The 18,260-nt window shown below is 45.3% G+C and carries 12 protein-coding genes; 5 read left to right on the top strand and 7 right to left on the bottom strand.

Annotation, left to right across the window (positions count from 1 at the left end; genetic code table 11):
• The first annotated feature begins 76 nt into the window (after positions 1-76).
• The 3 genes from HMPREF9447_RS15890 (at position 77) to HMPREF9447_RS15880 (ending at position 2,945) form a co-directional block, all read left to right on the top strand.
• Positions 77-493, top strand: coding sequence for an acyltransferase (locus HMPREF9447_RS15890; protein WP_244267629.1), 417 nt, complete (start codon positions 77-79; stop codon positions 491-493).
• Between the two features lie 225 nt (positions 494-718).
• Positions 719-1,819, top strand: a complete 1,101-nt coding sequence (locus tag HMPREF9447_RS15885; protein WP_009130768.1) for a glycosyltransferase — start codon at positions 719-721, stop codon at positions 1,817-1,819.
• A 43-nt stretch (positions 1,820-1,862) separates the two neighbouring features.
• Positions 1,863-2,945, top strand: a complete 1,083-nt coding sequence (locus HMPREF9447_RS15880) for a DUF1972 domain-containing protein (protein ID WP_009130767.1) — start codon at positions 1,863-1,865, stop codon at positions 2,943-2,945.
• Positions 2,946-3,035: 90 nt separating this feature from the next.
• On the opposite strand, the gene HMPREF9447_RS15875 is transcribed toward HMPREF9447_RS15880, so the two are convergent.
• From HMPREF9447_RS15875 to HMPREF9447_RS15855, 5 genes are all read right to left on the bottom strand, one after another.
• A complete protein-coding gene (locus tag HMPREF9447_RS15875; protein WP_009130766.1) occupies positions 3,036-4,745 on the bottom strand; it encodes a glycosyl hydrolase family 18 protein in 1,710 nt (569 codons plus the stop codon).
• A gap of 31 nt (positions 4,746-4,776) precedes the next feature.
• Positions 4,777-6,036: an MFS transporter gene (locus HMPREF9447_RS15870; protein ID WP_044138276.1), complete on the bottom strand. Its 1,260-nt coding sequence runs from the start codon at positions 6,034-6,036 to the stop codon at positions 4,777-4,779.
• Between the two features lie 23 nt (positions 6,037-6,059).
• Complete coding sequence (locus tag HMPREF9447_RS15865; protein WP_009130764.1) at positions 6,060-6,794, bottom strand: 6-phosphogluconolactonase; 735 nt, start codon at positions 6,792-6,794, stop codon at positions 6,060-6,062.
• Positions 6,795-6,824: 30 nt separating this feature from the next.
• A complete protein-coding gene (locus HMPREF9447_RS15860; protein WP_009130763.1) occupies positions 6,825-7,766 on the bottom strand; it encodes an ROK family protein in 942 nt (313 codons plus the stop codon).
• A gap of 129 nt (positions 7,767-7,895) precedes the next feature.
• Complete coding sequence (locus HMPREF9447_RS15855) at positions 7,896-11,807, bottom strand: hybrid sensor histidine kinase/response regulator transcription factor (protein ID WP_009130762.1); 3,912 nt, start codon at positions 11,805-11,807, stop codon at positions 7,896-7,898.
• Positions 11,808-11,929: 122 nt separating this feature from the next.
• Here HMPREF9447_RS15855 and HMPREF9447_RS15850 point away from each other — a divergent pair, with 122 nt between their 5' ends.
• Positions 11,930-14,899: a PEP/pyruvate-binding domain-containing protein gene (locus HMPREF9447_RS15850; protein WP_009130761.1), complete on the top strand. Its 2,970-nt coding sequence runs from the start codon at positions 11,930-11,932 to the stop codon at positions 14,897-14,899.
• Between the two features lie 14 nt (positions 14,900-14,913).
• Here HMPREF9447_RS15850 and HMPREF9447_RS15845 read toward each other — a convergent pair whose 3' ends face one another.
• Positions 14,914-15,825 carry a metallophosphoesterase gene (locus tag HMPREF9447_RS15845; protein ID WP_455423493.1) on the bottom strand — a complete coding sequence of 304 codons (912 nt, stop codon included), beginning with the start codon at positions 15,823-15,825 and terminating at the stop codon, positions 14,914-14,916.
• Between the two features lie 338 nt (positions 15,826-16,163).
• Here HMPREF9447_RS15845 and menA point away from each other — a divergent pair, with 338 nt between their 5' ends.
• Complete coding sequence (gene menA, locus HMPREF9447_RS15840) at positions 16,164-17,069, top strand: 1,4-dihydroxy-2-naphthoate octaprenyltransferase (protein ID WP_009130759.1); 906 nt, start codon at positions 16,164-16,166, stop codon at positions 17,067-17,069.
• 54 nt (positions 17,070-17,123) lie between these two features.
• Here the strand turns inward: menA and rfbB are convergent, their stop codons facing one another.
• On the bottom strand, positions 17,124-18,260 hold the full coding sequence (gene rfbB / locus HMPREF9447_RS15835) for a dTDP-glucose 4,6-dehydratase (RefSeq protein ID WP_009130758.1): 1,137 nt from the start codon (positions 18,258-18,260) through the stop codon (positions 17,124-17,126).

Below are 18,260 nucleotides of genomic sequence, written 5' to 3'. Positions count from 1 at the left end.
AGCCAAGCCTACAAGAGGTTTTAAAAGAGTGTGGCAGCTATCCCTACGTTGTATCATAAACAATGTTCCACTTACCATGGCACAAAAAACTTGTCTATACAGACTTATCGGTGTAAATATGGGAGAAGGGGTTTTAATGGGTAAAATTATTATAGACGGAATTCATCCTGAAGACATTTTCATTGGAAGCGGTACAACCATTACACAAGGAACAGTATTGCTAACCCATTTCTATGACACCAGCAATCTGAAAGAACACGCTTATTACCGAGGCAAAATTCATATCGGCAAAAACTGCTACATAGGGATGAACACTATATTTACCAAATCCGTGACAATCGGTGATGGTGTTGTAATAGGAGCTGGTTCTGTTGTAAACAAAGACATACCACCCTACCAGGTATGGGCAGGGGTACCTGTCCGCTTCATCTGCAACCGATACAAAGATGAGTCGGAAATACCCACAAATGCAAATGAGTTTAAAGCCATATAGTAAAAAACATCCCCAATTACTAACAAAAGAACTACTTGGCTCTTAATTCTTATAACCAGAATTCAAGAGCCAATGAGCTATACAGCCATGATCATTGATAAAGATACATACATTGTATTCTATCTTCTTTGCATATTATCGGGAATTTACATCCCCGTATTTATAGCTAAATTCATCAAAGGAACCAATTGCACGATATTAAAAATGTCTTTAGGATTATAATTTATGAACATCTACATTATTGACTATTTAGGCGTACATTGTGGAATGCACTACTATAATGATGCATTTGCAAAGATACTTCACGATGTACCCGATACGCAAATCCATATCCTATCTAATTATAAAACGGAAGCAAACAAAAAACCTTTTTTCCACTTCCAATATCAAGGTAGCATCTTCCATAAAATAGGATGTCTCATTTCAAACTATTTGATATTGTTCAACTTTGTACTACGCCACCGGAACAGTTGCCTCATCTACCTTACTTATGGTAATAAAATAGATCTGCCATTTATGTGGATTTTAGCCCTTGCCAAAAAACATCTGATAGATATACATGAAGCAATAGCACAAAACGTAGACAATAGCAAATGGCTTAAACGTATGTTCCGAAACTTATACGCCAGTCATATCAAAAGCGTAATAGTACATTCGGACCGTACTGACGATTTTCTCGATGAATACAACTATACCAAGAAACGCCTGTACGTCCCCCACTTCAGGTATCAGTTCTGCAAAGACTGCAAGCTAACGGAAGTTCGGGAAGATGTGATGAATGCCACAATTAAGGGAAAAGTGAATATTCTATTTTTCGGGAATATCAATATCAGCAAAGGAATAGATATTCTTATAGATGCCGTAAACAAACTTGCACCCGACATCTATGAAAAGATAAATGTGATCATCGCAGGAAAAGATTTTGATCATGCCATCGAAATTGTAAAACCAGAGCATCCTGAATTATTTCATATCATGCTCAGACATATCAATGACGATGAACTGATTTATCTCTACCAAAACACCGATTATGTAGTGTTGCCCTACCGGAAAACATCACAAAGCGGAATACTGGAAATGGCATTCTATTTCCACAAACCTATAATAGCAAGCTGCATTCCATACTTTAAGGAAGTATTGGATAAATTCCCAAGCTTCGGAGTATTAGCCGGTAACAACACAGCTGATCTTGCTGAAACATTATCTTCAATCATTGAGCAACACATCTCTCCCTCTTTCTTCAATGAAAAAGACTGGAACAACTACATGCATCGTGAAGAGGTGGAAGTCTTTAAAAGGCAATTTACACAATGGAAGCAATATTGATATTATTCACTGGGAAACCTTAATATATAATCCTTTTATATTTATGAAACAAGTAGCTATTATCGGCATCCAAGGTGTGCCTGCAAAATATGGTGGTTTCGAGACTCTGGTAGAAAACATTATCGGTAATAATTGTTACTCCGAAGTCCGTTATACCGTTTTCTGTAGTGGTAAGGATTACGCCACGCGTATAAAATCCTACAAGGGAGCACAACTGAAGTACATCCCGCTATTTCATGCCAATGGAATGCAAAGCACTCCATATGATATCCTGTCGATGCTTAAATGTTTGCGAGGCTATGATGCCGTAGTCATATTAGGCGTGTCGGGCTGTATCTTTCTACCAGTCTTCAGACTACTGTATCGCAAAAAGCTGATAGTGAACATTGACGGCCTGGAACACCGAAGGGCCAAATGGGACAAGTTTGCCAAATGGTTTCTGCGGACAAGCGAAGCAATGGCCGTACGCTATGCGGATGTGATAATAGCCGACAATAAAGGTATACAAGACTATGTGTGGAGTACATATCAGAAGAAGGCTGAATTAGTAGCCTACGGAGGAGACCATGCACAAAAAAACGTCATCGAAGAAAAGCAGAATGAAATTCTGAAGCGATATGGAATCACTTCCGGAAACTATGCTGTCAGTGTATGCCGCATTGAACCGGAGAACAACTGCCATATGGTTCTGAAAGCTTTTGCTACTTCGGGAGAAAACCTGGTGTTTGTGGGAAATTGGGAACGGAGCGAATATAGCCGACGACTAAAAGAAGAATACGGTGATTGGCAAAACATACAGATGGTGAACTCCGTGTATGACCTCGACGTGCTATATGCTCTACGTAATCAATGCAGGTGCTATATCCACGGGCATAGTGCAGGCGGAACAAACCCTTCACTGGTGGAGGCTATGTTTTTTGGTAAGCCGATTCTAGCTTACGACGTGATTTATAATCGTGAGACTACGGAAAACAAAGCTCATTACTTCAAGACAAGTGAAGAACTGGTGGAATTGATGCATAGCAAGCCAAAGGACGGATGCAAGATGCAGGAGATTGCACAGAAACGTTATACCTGGTCTTTTATAGCTTGGCGATATAGAACATTAATTTTATCCCACAGATAACAGAGAAACTTTATTTCGGAAAGTTTCTCTGTTATTGCTTCCCGGCCTGTCATTCAGCCTCTTTTACCTATTTTTTAAAAGATATATCCATCATTTCTTCAATGTCCACTGAATTGCATTCCTGAACATCTTCGTAAAATCTTCCGTTTCGTACAACTTCTTGCTATGTCCGATCTGGAAATAGACATTGCGCGCTTTCTTGTTCTCATTCACCCACACCACAGGATGGTCTCCCATCTTGACATCCGAAGCAGGAGTATAGCTATATTCGTCCACATGTGCCAACACATGCACGTTGCGGCGCGGACTCTTATCATAAGTATACCACTCATCATCAGGGATAATAAACGTCTCTTGCACACCTTTCATAACCGGATGTTCCGTATCTTCTGTGATAACCACTCCATCAGCCAACGGAGCAATATAATTCTTGAAACGCACCCCGCCCATAAAGTCGGAGAACCATTGCCACATCGGATAACCATCAAATTCTCCCAATAAAGTAGCATGATGGAAACCTATCCAGCCGCCACGTCCCTCATCAATATACTTGGTAAAGGCTGCTTGTGCTGCTTCACTCCATGTGTAAGGCGGATAGTCCAGTTGGATAATCAAGTGGAAACGATTGAGATATTCCTCCGTAATAGGTTTCGCATTATTTATTTCCGTTATTTCAAAGTTCATGGCTCCACTCTCCTGAGCCAACCATTGCAGACCGGCATCCGTGAATCCGCCATGTTGTCCGCCGCGCTCGGTCAGCACCAACACCTGATAAGGAGCTGGCTGACCTTTCTTATTCACAAGCAGGCTCTCATACATCGTGCGGCGCAAATCACCCTGAGGATTGTCGCCTGCATAATCCCAATACATACCGCCAAGCAATCCCTTGTCTAAAATATATTGGCACTTGATAGCTAGCGAACGGGGATTTTCATAACCAAAAACCAATACACCATCCTTGTTTGCCAGATAGGGTACTTTGGCTGTATCATCCCAACGCTCCTCAAATTCAGCAGTGCCGCCCACCTTATGGTAATCCTGGAAATTAGGATACTGGTCGCCTCCACGTCCATAGAAAGGTACTCCCATAGTTAACTTAGAAGCCGGAACACCTGCTTTGAGGTGTGCTTCAACTGCGCCATCGGCAGTCATCCAGCCTGTGTTTTCCGAACTATACAAAGCAGCATGGTGTTTGGGAGCATTTCCCATGTCATAGGACATGATATTGACAAAATCTATATAAGGCAGAATTGCTTTGAAGTCTATATATTCACCGGAAGCCACCGTAGCAAGGGTCAACAGTTTTTTCTTTCCTATCTCTTTCCGTATATCACGCATCAGCAATGTGAAGTTCTTCGTATCGTCCGGTGAGGCGGAAATGTTGGCTGCCGCACTGGTAGGATATTCCCAGTCGATATCAATGCCATCCAGACCGTACTCCTTCACTACCCGCTTGCAATCTTTCGCAAATGCCAGGCGGAATTCGTCGTTGGCAGCCATTTCACTGAAACGTCCGCTTCCCCATCCACCGATGGAGAGCATTATTTTCAATCCCGGTTTCTGAGCTTTTAAAGCAACAATCTCGCGAAGGCGGTTCTCATTGGCAATACCCACTCCATTGAATGTTTCGCTCACATGACCGAATGCATAATTGATATGCGTCATGTATTGCGGGTCGGGCATGACACTACTCCAGGAAGTCACATAAGCCACAATCACCTTCGCATCCGAAGAAGCCATGCGCAGTTCTCCTGCCTTACTACTGCACGACAGCAATACCGCCAGTACAGACAAAATCATAAATCTCATTCTTTTTTTCATAATATTATAGTTAATCAGCTGTTTGACGAACACGAGAACCTACCAATGCATAATACAGCATGAATAATTCTCCCAAAAGTACAATAAACCAAGACCATCTCCAACTTTCCAGCAAGTCGGCAAAGACACCTTGCAACAGAGGCAGGATAGCACCGCCCACTACACCTATCATAAATACTCCCGAAGCTACCGAAGTATATTTACCCAAATGGGCCACAGCCAGCGTAAATATAGCTCCCCACATAATGGAATGGAACAGACCGACTGCCGTCAGCAACCATGGATTATTAAAAATTATAGCCAGCAGAGCAAGCACACCCGCCGACAGGGTAGTCACCACCAGTTGCACACGGGGAGGAACCTTACTCAGCGAACTACCTATCAATCGCCCTATCAGCATACCACCCCAATAAAGCGTAGCCATCAGCGCAGGTGAAGGACAATTCCGTTCAATGGCATACAAATTGATATTCGCACCAATGCAAACCTCCACGCCCACATAGAAGAATATGGCACAGACACCCAACGTCAGATGCCGGAATGACCATACGCTTTTCTCCAACTTCTCTCCTTTTTCCACCCGTGTGCCCTGTATGTCAGGTAAAGACAGCCTCATCAGCAGGAATACGACCACTACAATGGTCAGCATCAACGCCAGAAAAGGCATCATCAACTGGCTGATCTGAATATCCTCCATAGCCAAGCCACCAAAAACAACACCCGTCACAAAATAAGGGGCAAGCGTAGTACCGACAGAGTTTGCCGTGCCACCGATGGCAAGACGCTGGATAGCCTGCGTTCCCTTCACCCGGCAAGCCGTGAGATATGGATTGATGACAACCTGCAAAATAGTGGCCGAAGCACCTACGACAAATGATCCTAATAAGAAAATGAAAAAGCCTATGGGAATGATACTCTCTCCCATCATAATATCAGCATCAGGAAATCTTACAGTGAAATAAGAAGAAGCAAAAAAGAGTCCCAAACCGACAATCATCACCCAGAGTCCACGGATTAACGTTCCCTTATAGCCGTACTTATTTATCCAGGATGAACCTATCCCACCACAAATGGGATAAGCAAGAAACCATGAAAAGGTAATCAAAGTGGCAAATGTATTCTTCAGATTACCTACTTTCATGAGAAAAGTTTCCTTCAACGGACCCTGAAACTGAGTATTGGCAGTTGTCAGGAACCCGACAATAAGGAATAGAAAGACTATTGTGAGAAACGGTCCCATGTAATTGATTTGTTTTTCCTGTTGTGTCATCATGTAGTATTATAGTATAATGATTATTTTTCAGATAGCCCGGATGCAGAAGCCGTGTCCAGCAGGAACTCGCAATCCGGATGCAGTTGAAGCACGGAGGCAGGAACATCGGGAGTGACAGGTCCTTCCAGCATTTGTTTCACAATACCGGCTTTATTGCCACCCTTAGCCACCAGCACTATCCGGCGTGCCTGCATAATATTCTTTATGCCCAGAGTGGCTCCTCCCAGTTCTTTCTCCGGTGGAGTAGCGGTTTCCCTGCGAATACGCTCCTCCAGTTCCGGATTCATTTTAGTAACCCATGCTTCACCATTAAAAGGAGACTGAGGTTGATTGAAACCTAAATGCCCATTCTCTCCCAATCCCAGAATCAACAGGTCGATGCCACCACGTCTGGCTATTTCCTCCTGAAAAGCGATGCAATCCTTACTGAAGTCATCCGAAAAGGTTGGCAGCATCAGGAAGTTCTCATCTTTAATGCCCAATGCATCTATGATTTCCGTCTTCAACATCGTATAGCATGCTCCGGCATATTCACGTGGCACATTGGTCACTTCGTCCAGTCCGAAAAAGGTGACGGCAGAGGTATTAAACGGGTAATGGGAATGTATTTCTCCGACAATCCGGTGCAGATTTCCGGTCGTGCGTCCCGTCGAAAGCCCGATAACAGCTTCCGGTTTATGTAATATCTCTCCGATTATACGCCAGGCGGCTGTACAATCGAATTCTCTCTCATTCTTTGTAATAGTTACATTCATATTATTAATAAAGTATTAGTAATCCCGATTCTACATATTCATGGCTACAGCCCCTGCACCCAACAAGCCTATGAATTCCGGATTCAACTTTGTAATAACAACGCCATTGCTCACAAAGCGCATGGTGGTGGGATTCAGCAATTCCAGTATCTTGGCATGTATATATCCGTCAGCCACTACACCACCACCCAGAACAATGGTCTCCGGGTCTGTCACCCTCACCAGGTTCATTATCAGGTTTGCCAACGCTTCGGAAGCGTTCTCCACAAGCTTCACACACAGAGGATCGCCTTTATGGCTCAATGCAAAGATTTCACTGACCGGTATCCGTTCACCTCTATCGGCAGAGATATGCAAGTCCGTCTCGTATTGCCCGTGAAGCAATCGGGCACAACGGTCGAAACCAATGCCGGAAGCTATAGCCTCCACACAATCCATTCTTCCGCACGTACATTTGATTCCTACATTCACTCCTACCCGCACATGCCCCACCTCACCGGCATTGAAATGGCTACCACGTATCTGCCTGCCATTCACAACCGTACCGATTGCAATGCCTGTTCCTATATTTAAATAGATGAAGTTTTTAGAGATTTGTCCGAAGCCCCAGACACGTTCGGCACGTGTGGCGCTTTTCACATCATTATCTATATGGCAGGGAATGCCATAGATATCCGCCAATTCTTTAGCCAACGCAATGGGTTGCGTTCTGCTGGGATCTATCTGCAACCAGATACCTTGATTGGGATCCACCCGGCCAATCAGTCCAACTCCCATTGCCAGAGGCTTCTTATCATACCACCCGACGGTTTTGATATAATCATCCAGTGATAACTTGATAATATCCAGCGCTGCCTGTTGGTTGAAATATCCGGAGTCATATTTTTTGTACCTCAAGATATTACCGCGGCTGTCAATTTCGCCAATCAGTAATTTTGTTCCGCCTAAGTCCAGGCCTAAATACGTTTCCATTTTTTATCTGCATTTTTAGAGGGTTACTATTGACCACAATATTACGCACAATCAGGGAAACGTAAGTTGATTTTTTAACAAAAAAGGTTGGCTACTTATCCACTTAGGTTTAAATACAGTTTTTATACTCTAAAATTTGCTCGGACTTACCCCAAACTGCTTCTTAAAGCATGTACTGAAATATTTAGGGTCCGAAAAGCCAACCATGGTGGCTACTTCGCCAATCGTATATTTCTGTGACTGCAAAAGCTCTTTCGACTTGTTCAACCGCACAATGCGGATAAAGTCGTTAGGTCCTTGTCCTGTCAAAGTTTTTATTTTATTATAAACAGAAGTACGACTCATTCCCAGCGCACGGCAGAAGTCAGTAATTGAAAATTCCGGATTAGCCATATTTTCCTCAATGGACACCATCGCATTATCCAAGAATTCCTTATCCAACTGACTACTATAATCCACTTCATCCACAGGTATGTCCGAAGAAAGAACCGTGTCCCTGAGATGCTGCCTGTTCTGAAGAATATTACGAAGCCGCACTTTCAGCACAGACAAGTCGAAAGGTTTAATGATATAATCATTGGCTCCGGCTTCCAGCCCCAATATAATGTTTTCCCTTTCACAAAGGGCAGTCAACAACACGACGGGTATATGACTGGTTTCAACTGATGATTTCAATATCCGGCACAATTCATCCCCCTGGATGATAGGCATGATGATATCTGAAATGATGATATCCGGATTAATTTCCCTTGCCATATCCAAAGCTTTTCCACCATCGGGCACACTGATAACCTTATATTCGGAAGACAGGCTGTCCGTCAGGTATTCGCGCATGTCTTTATCATCCTCGGCCAGCAACAGCACATTCTTATCCACCTGTTCCGTCTCTTCCTGAGATAAAACATCGGGAGCAGTGTTTTCCGGCAACTTCTCTTTCGCGGCAACTACCATACCCGACTTCAGTTTCCTGGGGAACGTAACCGTAAACGTAGTTCCCTTATTCTCCACACTTCTGAATTCAATCTTGCCATGATGCTGCTTAATGATTCTGGAAGTAATCATCAGACCGATACCGATGCCCTGTTCCTGAGAATCCACCACATTTCTGGCACGATAATATTCATTAAAGATGTTTTTCTGTTCTTCCGCCGGAATGCCGACTCCCGTATCCGTCACCTCGACCGTCCACTTATTCCTGGCTTGCCGCACTATAACTCCTATCGCTCCTTTCTCCGTATACTTCAAAGCGTTAGAGAGCAGATTATCCATAATGTGGTCCATCTTATTCTTGTCCAGCCATACTTCAGGCATTTCCGAATCGACTTCCAGATATAGCTCTACCTCTTTCTGGACGGCAGCCATGCGGAAAGCGGACAATTTATCTTCCATGTACTCCTTTATATCATACCATGCCACCTCCAGATGTTCAGGATGCGCTTCCACTTTCTGCAACTCCAGCAACTGGGTAATCATCGTGAAAAGTTTCTCAGCATTCTTCATGGCAATAGCCAGTTTCTTTTTACTTTCTTCCGGCAAGCCGTCCTGAGCTTCAAGTTCGCTTAACGGAGCCTTTATCAGTGCAACCGGCGTACGTATGTCGTGGGCTACTCCGATGAACGAGTGTATCCTCTCTCTGATTTTATCTTCCCTCACCCTCTGCCGTCTGAACTGGAGAAGCAAATAACCCACCACCACAAACAGAATCAAATAGATAGCTATGGCCCACCATGAAGCCCACAACGGATGACTGATAGATATTTCAATAATACGTTCCCCTACCTGCTGCTGGGTGTATTTATCGAATGCACGCAACTCAAAAGTATATTTCCCAGGAGGAAGATCCATATAGCCCACACTTTGAACTGCATCCACGCGATGCCATTGCCGTTCATGGTTATTCAGTCTGTACTCATACCTGATTTTGTGAGGAGAAACAAAGTTAATAGCCGAGAAAGATATGGAAAATGAGTTCTGGTTATGTTTCAGTTTCAGACGCCGGGTATCGTTGATGCCAGCCTGCAAAGGAGAGCCGGACACACCTACCTTTACCGATTCGTAAGGCAATTTAAAATCCGTGAATATCAATTCAATCGGTACGCTACCGGAAAAATCGAAAGAAGGTGCAAAGATAAGTACCCCTTCCGCAGTGCCGAATGCCAAATGCCCGTCCTTCGTTTTCATGGAAGCATTGGCATTGTAATATCCCCAGCCAATGTTCAGCAGGTCATTTCCATTAATCACCATGTCTTCCACCAAATCCAGGCAATATAGTTCTTTTTCTGTATTAAACCAGATATGTCCGTTACTGTCTTCGGCTACACTGTTGATAGAATTGGACACCAGGCCGTCTGCGATGGCATAGATACGCGACTTGCCATTCTCCGGATTAAAACGAATCAATCCTTCTCCATCCGTAAGCAACCATATTTCTCCGGATGACGAACGCAGCAGGCAACGGACGGGATAATGCAACGTGATCTCACCGAACTTCTGCTGCCACCTGATTTCTCCGGTGGACTTATCAAAGAATCCCAGTCCGTCACAGCCTGCTATCAGCAACGTATTCTTGTCACCATACTTTATATCACCCACACAATCTATCGGATAATAGGTATAAGCATCGGTCCGCCTGTTATAGCGCATGAAATCTCCTTCGATTCCTCCGAACCACAGGCAATCCCCTTCTGCATAAATCGCATAAATATAGTCAGTGGATATGCCTTTGTCCGATTGCTTATTCCGTTTCGGCATTTTCCGAACCTCACCCGATTTCTTATTAATCCGATACAGGCCAATGCCGTAACCACCTGCCCAGACACTCCCTTCATTATCTTCGCAAAGGGCCAGTACTACAGACGAATAGGCATAGCCTTTTCCATTCAGAAAATGCATCCATTGTTTCGACTTTGCCCGATACACACTGATTCCGTCATTAGTACCATACCAATAGTCACCTTCCGAATCCTGAAGCATCACATTCACATGGTCGGATACCAACGAAGAAGGATTATTCCGTTCATGCCTTATCCACCGGACATCAGGCACATTAGGATCCAGATAGCTGATACCGTTTGTACAGGTGGTCACCCAGATACCTCCATACTCATCCACACAAATATCCGAGACCGTATTTCCGTTCAGGCTTCTCTCATCATCCTCATCAGTGATATAATGATTCAGCAGCGTCTCATTGACGGCATCGATCCTGAAAATACCGGCACCATCGGATCCAATCAGGATAGAGCGCTCTCCATCATAAGCAAACACACGTACAGGTATGCCCGGAATAAAAGCATCGAGAGATTTCACTTGCTTCGTTGTCAGTTCAATCACGAACACACCGTTTGAAAATGTCCCTACGTATAGTTTACTACCGTATAGGAATAAAGTCTCTATACGAGCCTCCACCGGTATATCCACCTTTTCCTTAGATAGCTGACGGGCTGTTCCGGTTCTCTTCATTCTATAAACTTCCGTATTGGTCCCCACAAAAAAAACATCATTCTCCGCTTTGAGGATGCAATTGGTCCATTCACCGATAAGGCCCGCCGGAGACAAAACATTATTTTCCTTATCCCAATAATACACACCCGCCGATGTAGACAGCCACAAACCTTCATCTTCCTCAAACGCCATACCGTTCAACACAGGAGAAGATATGAACTGTGACAAATCTGCCTGCAAATAGAAAGCATCTTTCAATTTATCATAGCAGTATACCCTACCATTACGCAGTGCAATCCAAAGGTTCCCTTTCTTATCCACTTCCATAACAGTGAAGGACAAGATGTGGTCTTTGGACTCTATCGTCTCGTTCAATGTATAATGCCTGATTTCATTTCCGTCATAACGGTCCACCCCCATATGGGTATAAGCCCAGATAAAGCCTGTTGAGTCTTTGCATATCTGGTACGTCTGCCTGCTACTCAATCCCTCACGAACGTTCAAATGCCGGAAAGACCCGGCAAACAAACTGGTATATAACGAAATAAATAGTAATAAAATGCATGTGCGCTTTATCATAATATAATAGTCTTTCATAGTACTCGCTTTTTAACTGCTGCAATAATACAGACAAATATAAAAAAAGTGGTCGAAAAACTATCCAAATAGGTTTGATTTCTATTACTTTTGCCTATCAAACCCATAAACCGTGATAAGCCATGCTCAGCAAGCTTAAATTAAACCAGCTTTATTTTAAAGATACGCAGTTCGCCAACCTCATGACGCGACGCATCTTCAACATCCTTTTGATAGCCAATCCCTACGACGCCTTTATGCTGGAAGACGACGGACGCATCGACGAAAAGATCTTCAACGAATATACTTCGCTTTCTCTGCGCTATCCGCCACGCTTCACTCAGGTATCCACCTGCGAGGAGGCACTGGCACAACTCTCCACCGTGCCGTTCGACCTCATCATCTGCATGCCGGGAACGGGAGATAATGAGAGTTTCGACGTAGCGCGCCACATCAAGAGCCTGTACGAACAAATTCCCGTAGTGATACTGACGCCTTTCAGCCACGGCATCACCAAGCGCATTGCCAACGAGGATTTGAGCGCCTTCGAGTACGTGTTCTGTTGGCTGGGCAACACGGATTTGCTGGTATCTATCATTAAACTGATAGAGGACAAGATGAACCTGGAACACGACGTCAATGAAGTGGGCGTGCAGCTCATCCTATTGGTGGAAGATGGCATCCGGTTCTATTCGTCCATACTGCCCAACCTCTATAAATTCGTGTTAAAGCAAAGTCAGGAATTCAGTACCGAAGCCCTGAATGCCCACCAACGTACATTGCGTATGAGGGGGCGTCCAAAGATTGTACTGGCCCGTACTTATGAAGAAGCTACCGGCATCTACGAAAAATATAAGAACAATATATTAGGAGTGATTACCGATGTCCGCTTCCCCCGTGTGGAACGTGGTGAGAAGGACGGACTTGCCGGTATCAAACTCTGTGCCGCCATCCGCAAGCAAGACCCGTTCGTGCCGCTCATCATCCAGTCCTCCGAATCGGAGAATGCACTCTATGCATCCAAATACGGTGCCGCCTTCATCGACAAGAACTCCAAAAAGATGGATGTGGACTTGCGCCGCATCGTATCGGATAACTTCGGTTTCGGCGATTTCATCTTCCGCAATCCCGACACGCTGGAAGAGATTGCCCGCGTGAAGAACCTGAAAGAACTGCAGAATATCCTCTTTGCCGTACCGGCAGAGTCATTCCTCTATCATATCAGCCGCAACCACGTCAGCCGCTGGCTCTACTCACGCGCCATGTTCCCGGTAGCGGAGTTTCTGAAACCTATCACCTGGAACAGTCTTCAGGATGTGGATGCCCACCGCAGAATCATCTTCGAGGCAATCGTGAAATACCGTAAGATGAAGAACCAGGGTGTGGTAGCTGTATTCAAGCGCGACCGCTTCGACCGTTACTCCAACTTTGCCCGCATCGGCGATGGTTCGTTGGGCGGCAAAGGCCGTGGTCTTGCTTTTATTGATAACATGGTGAAGCATCACCCCGAATTTGAAGATTTCGATAATGCCCGCGTCGCCATTCCAAAGACAGTAGTACTCTGTACCGATGTTTTCGACGAGTTTATGGAAACCAACAACTTGTATCAGATAGCTCTCTCCGATGCTGACGACGACCTGATTCTGCGTTACTTCCTGAAAGCCAAGCTGCCCGACCGCCTGGTGGAAGACTTCTTCACCTTCTTCGATGTGGTGAAGTCCCCGCTTGCCATCCGCTCGTCTTCTCTGTTGGAAGACTCGCACTACCAGCCTTTCGCCGGAATCTACAACACCTATATGATTCCCTATCTGGACGACAAATACGAAATGCTCCGTATGCTGTCCGATGCCATCAAGGGTGTATATGCTTCGGTTTATTTCCGCGACAGCAAGGCTTATATGCAAGCCACAAGCAATGTCATCGACCAGGAAAAGATGGCGGTTATCCTACAGGAGGTTGTCGGCAACCAATATGGCGACCGTTACTATCCCAGCATGTCCGGCGTAGCCCGTTCGCTGAATTATTACCCCATCGGTGACGAGAAAGCCGAAGAAGGAACTGTGAACCTTGCCCTCGGTTTGGGTAAATATATTGTAGACGGGGGTATGACACTTCGTTTCTCTCCCTATCATCCGCACAAGGTTTTGCAAACCAGCGAAATGGAAATAGCTCTGAAAGAGACCCAGACCCGTTTCTATGCCCTCGACCTGAAGAATGCCGGGCATGATTTCTCTATGGATGACGGTTTCAACCTGTTGAAGTTGCACGTAAAGGAAGCGGAGAAAGACGGTGCGCTGAATTATATCGCCTCCACCTACGACCCTTACGATCAGGTCATCCGCGACGGTCTGTATCCCGGTGGACGCAAAGTCATCACCTTTGCCAATATCCTGCAACACGATGTTTTCCCTCTTGCGCGTATTCTACAGTTAGTATTGAAATACAGCGAACAAGAGATGCGCCGTCCTGTCGAGATAGAGTTTGCCGCCACTATGAGTCGCGAAAAAGACAAAAGCGGTACTTTCTACCTCCTGCAAGTACGCCCCATCGTGGATACCAAGGAAATGCTGGACGAAGACATCACCACTATTCCAGACGATAAAGTCCTGCTCCGCTCCAATAATTCGTTGGGACACGGGATTATGAATGACATATACGACGTTATCTACGTGAAGACCGACGATTACAGCGCTTCGCACAATCAGGATATTGCTTGGGAAATAGAGAAACTGAACCAGCAATTCCTCAATGAGGGCAAAAATTATGTATTGGTAGGCCCCGGCCGCTGGGGAAGCAGCGACACGTGGCTCGGTATTCCGGTGAAATGGCCGCATATCAGTGCTGCCCGCGTCATTGTGGAAGCCGGACTGACGAACTATCGTGTGGACCCCAGCCAGGGAACCCACTTCTTCCAGAACCTGACTTCCTTTGGAGTGGGCTACTTTACTATCAATGCCTTTATGAACGATGGTGTGTACAATCAGGACTTCCTGAATGCACAGCCCGCCGTGCACGAAAGCAAATACCTGCGTCATGTCCGCTTTGAGCATCCTGTCACGGTAAAGATGGACGGCAAAAAGAAGCTGGGTATTGTACTTTTACCCGGTGAGTAAGTTCGGAAGATGCATCAGTCTTTCTGCCGATGCAGTATAATCATCACCACCTCGCTGGGCGCAAAGAGACGGATGTTCTTATTGGATGTACCGATACCGTTGGTTATAATCATCGGCGTAAGCCGTGAATTATATTCCAACCCGGTGCGGAACCGCTGCCCGTAATGTGACGGAAGTATAGGGGCATACAAGCCGAACAGCGTGACTTGCCCGCCGTGGGTATGCCCTGCAAGCACCAAGTCGGTATTGGTAATGGGAACATCCTCGGCATAGTCGGGCGTATGCGTCAGCAGAATGACGAAATCCTGCGGGGAAAGGTCGAGTGTAGGAGACGTACCGTTCTTTTTCAGGTCGAAAGGATTGCGCACACCGGCAATCAGGATTTCTTCTCCATACCGCCTCAGCGTATCTACTTTATGTTCCAGCAAGTGCATGCCACGCTTATCCATTTCGCGCACAATATCGCTATAACAAGCCTCATAATCATTATTGCCCAGCACGGCATATGCTCCCATCGGTGTCTTCACCTCAGAAAGGGCGGCAATAACGGGCTGCACATATTCACAACCCTCATGCAGGTCACCACCTATCAGCAGTACATCGGCATGCTGTTCCCGAAGCAGCTTCACCAGGTTATCCAGTCCTTTTTCCATGAAAAGGCTCTTATAATGCAAGTCGGACACGAAAGCGATACGGAAACCATCGAAAGCAGCAGGCACATCAGGATGGGTGAAATTATAGGTTCTGACACGACTAATACCCTTATATCCGGAACTTTTCTTAGAAGAGCTAATCTTTGTGTTTACAATCCGAACACTATCCTCTGCCGATATTTGCGGCGGCAGAGAAGAAACCAGGCTTCTGTTCGACTTACAGGAAGAAAAAAACAACCCCGAAAGGATACATATATAAACCAATTTCTTTATCATAACAGATGCAAAGATAAGCATTTTCTGTATCTTTGCAGATAGGTTATCAGGTGATTGTTTATCAGCGCATTATAGTTCCCTATTGTTTTCACAGGATGGGAAGCCCTGTTTCCTCAAGAAGAAACGCTCGTTTCCTCTAATGGGAACGACAGTTTCTCCTAATGGGAACGCTCGTTTCCTTTATGGGGAACGGCAGTTTCCAAGCATAGGGAACGATAGTTTCCACACATAGGAAACGACAGTTTCCAAGCGTAGGGAACGACAGTCTTCAGGTATAGGAAACCAAATGCAAACCTGAGGGAAGCAATCATCTCCATAGAAAAAGAAATATACTAATGAAAGAGATGAAACAAAATTCACCTTACGCTTGGCTCCTCGCCGCCCGTCCCAAGACCCTGACAGGAGCAATCATACCGGTACTGATAGGTACTTCACTGGCGTTTGCCGACGGGCAATTCCAGTTTATACCTGCACTGCTGTGCTTCCTCTTTGCCTGCGGCATGCAGATTGCCGCCAACTTCATCAACGATTTGTTCGATTACCTGAAAGGCTCCGACCGTGAAGACCGTCTTGGTCCCGAACGTGCCTGTGCACAAGGATGGATTACACCGGGAGCAATGAAATGGGGCATCGGCATCACAGTCATTCTCTCCTGCATCATCGGCCTCGGCCTTTTATATCAAAGTTGGGGACTACTGCCTCACGGCGGATGGGAACTGATTTTATTGGGTATGTTCTGCGTGATATTCGCCTTTCTGTACACCACCGTCCTCTCTTATCAGGGGTGGGGAGATTTGCTGGTACTCGTCTTCTTCGGATTCGTACCCGTGGGAGGAACGTATTATGTACAGGCATATACATTCACGCCAAGTGTCATCATAGCTTCACTCATCAGTGGGCTGGTGATAGATACATTGCTGGTCGTGAACAATTACCGAGACCGTAAACAAGATGCTCTCAGTGGAAAACGCACGCTTATTGTCCGTTTCGGAGAGCGTTTCGGAAGATATTTCTACCTCTGGCTCGGCATCATCGCTACCTGTCTTTGCTTCTGGTTTATAAAAGGATGGAATCCTGTAGGAATAGTTCTGCCTCTCTTCTATCTCTATATGCATATACGCACCTGGAGGCGGATGGTTCAGATACGAAGCGGTAAAAAACTAAACAGCATACTGGGCGAAACATCGCGCAATATGCTGCTTATGGGAATGATAATTAGTATTATAGTGATTAGTGGTTAGTGATTAGTGCGATGTGGTGACTTTGTTAATCACTTATCACTAATCACTTATCACTCATCTTCCGTACATCTTTTCATAGTAGTGCTGATAATCACCGCTGGTCACTTCTTCTACCCAGTCCTGATTATTCAGATACCACTCGATAGTCTTCACGATACCCACTTCAAACTTCGTTTCGGGATACCAGCCTAAAGCGTTGGTTATCTTCGACGGGTCGATGGCATAGCGTTGGTCGTGACCGAGACGGTCTTTCACGAAAGTAATCAGGTCCTCGTTAATCCAGCTAATGTCAATCTGGCCGTCTTCACCTTTTGTCTTTTTCTTCAAGACTTCACGATACTCCGGCTTTTCCGTCATCAGGCGATGGATGGTAGCGATAGTCAGCTTCACTATTTCGAGATTTGTCTTCTCGTTATGGCCACCTACATTGTAAGCTTCACCTTCAATGCCTTCGCGAACCACCAGGTCGATGGCTTTACAATGGTCTTCTACATACAGCCAGTCGCGCACGTTGCTACCGTCACCATATACCGGGAGTTTCTTTCCTTCCAGAATATTCTTAATAATCAGTGGAATCAACTTCTCGGGGAAGTGATACGGACCGTAGTTATTGGAGCAACGGGTAATAGTCACCGGCATTTTATAAGTATCGTGGTAAGCCATGACTACCATATCGGCACTGGTCTTTGAAGCACTGTAAGGGCTGTGTGGACAAAGTGGTGTTTGTTCCGTGAAGTAACCTTCGGCACCCAATGAACCATACACCTCATCTGTAGAAACCTGATGATAGCGTACACCTTTGCGCCACGTAGGATACCCGCTTTCGTCCTTACCCGTAACCCAGGCACGGCGTGCAGCATCCAGCAGATTCTGCGTACCCAGAATGTTAGTTACCAGGAAAAGTTGCGGATTCTCAATACTGCGGTCCACATGACTCTCGGCAGCAAAGTTTACCACATAGTCAAACTTGAATCTGGCAAATAGTTCGTCAGCAAGTATCCGGTCGCATATGTCGCCTTTCACAAAGAAACAACGTTCATCGTCAATGTCTTTAGCAATAGTGCCAAGGTTTCCGGCATAGGTCAGGGAATCAAGTATAACGACCGTAATATCATTATGCTTGGCCAGAATGTACTTGATATAGTTGGCGCCGATAAATCCGGCAGCACCGGTTACGAGATAAGTCTTCAT

The sequence above is a fragment of the Bacteroides oleiciplenus YIT 12058 genome, assembly GCF_000315485.1.
GTDB lineage: Bacteria > Bacteroidota > Bacteroidia > Bacteroidales > Bacteroidaceae > Bacteroides > Bacteroides oleiciplenus.
Note: the sequence above shows the minus strand (reverse complement) of the source record. Positions and strands in the feature narration are given on the sequence as shown.

Excerpts from the sequence above, each read along its gene's own strand:
- rfbB (WP_009130758.1), bottom strand. The coding sequence starts at position 18,260 with ATGAAGACTTATCTCGTAACCGGTGCTGCCGGATTTATCGGCGCCAAC.
- HMPREF9447_RS15870 (WP_044138276.1), bottom strand. The coding sequence starts at position 6,036 with ATGACACAACAGGAAAAACAAATCAATTACATGGGACCGTTTCTCACA.
- HMPREF9447_RS15880 (WP_009130767.1), top strand. The coding sequence starts at position 1,863 with ATGAAACAAGTAGCTATTATCGGCATCCAAGGTGTGCCTGCAAAATAT.
- HMPREF9447_RS15890 (WP_244267629.1), top strand. The coding sequence starts at position 77 with ATGGCACAAAAAACTTGTCTATACAGACTTATCGGTGTAAATATGGGA.
- HMPREF9447_RS15860 (WP_009130763.1), bottom strand. The coding sequence starts at position 7,766 with ATGGAAACGTATTTAGGCCTGGACTTAGGCGGAACAAAATTACTGATT.
- HMPREF9447_RS15850 (WP_009130761.1), top strand. The coding sequence starts at position 11,930 with ATGCTCAGCAAGCTTAAATTAAACCAGCTTTATTTTAAAGATACGCAG.
- menA (WP_009130759.1), top strand. The coding sequence starts at position 16,164 with ATGAAAGAGATGAAACAAAATTCACCTTACGCTTGGCTCCTCGCCGCC.
- HMPREF9447_RS15865 (WP_009130764.1), bottom strand. The coding sequence starts at position 6,794 with ATGAATGTAACTATTACAAAGAATGAGAGAGAATTCGATTGTACAGCC.
- HMPREF9447_RS15885 (WP_009130768.1), top strand. The coding sequence starts at position 719 with ATGAACATCTACATTATTGACTATTTAGGCGTACATTGTGGAATGCAC.
- HMPREF9447_RS15875 (WP_009130766.1), bottom strand. The coding sequence starts at position 4,745 with ATGATTTTGTCTGTACTGGCGGTATTGCTGTCGTGCAGTAGTAAGGCA.
- HMPREF9447_RS15855 (WP_009130762.1), bottom strand. The coding sequence starts at position 11,807 with ATGAAAGACTATTATATTATGATAAAGCGCACATGCATTTTATTACTA.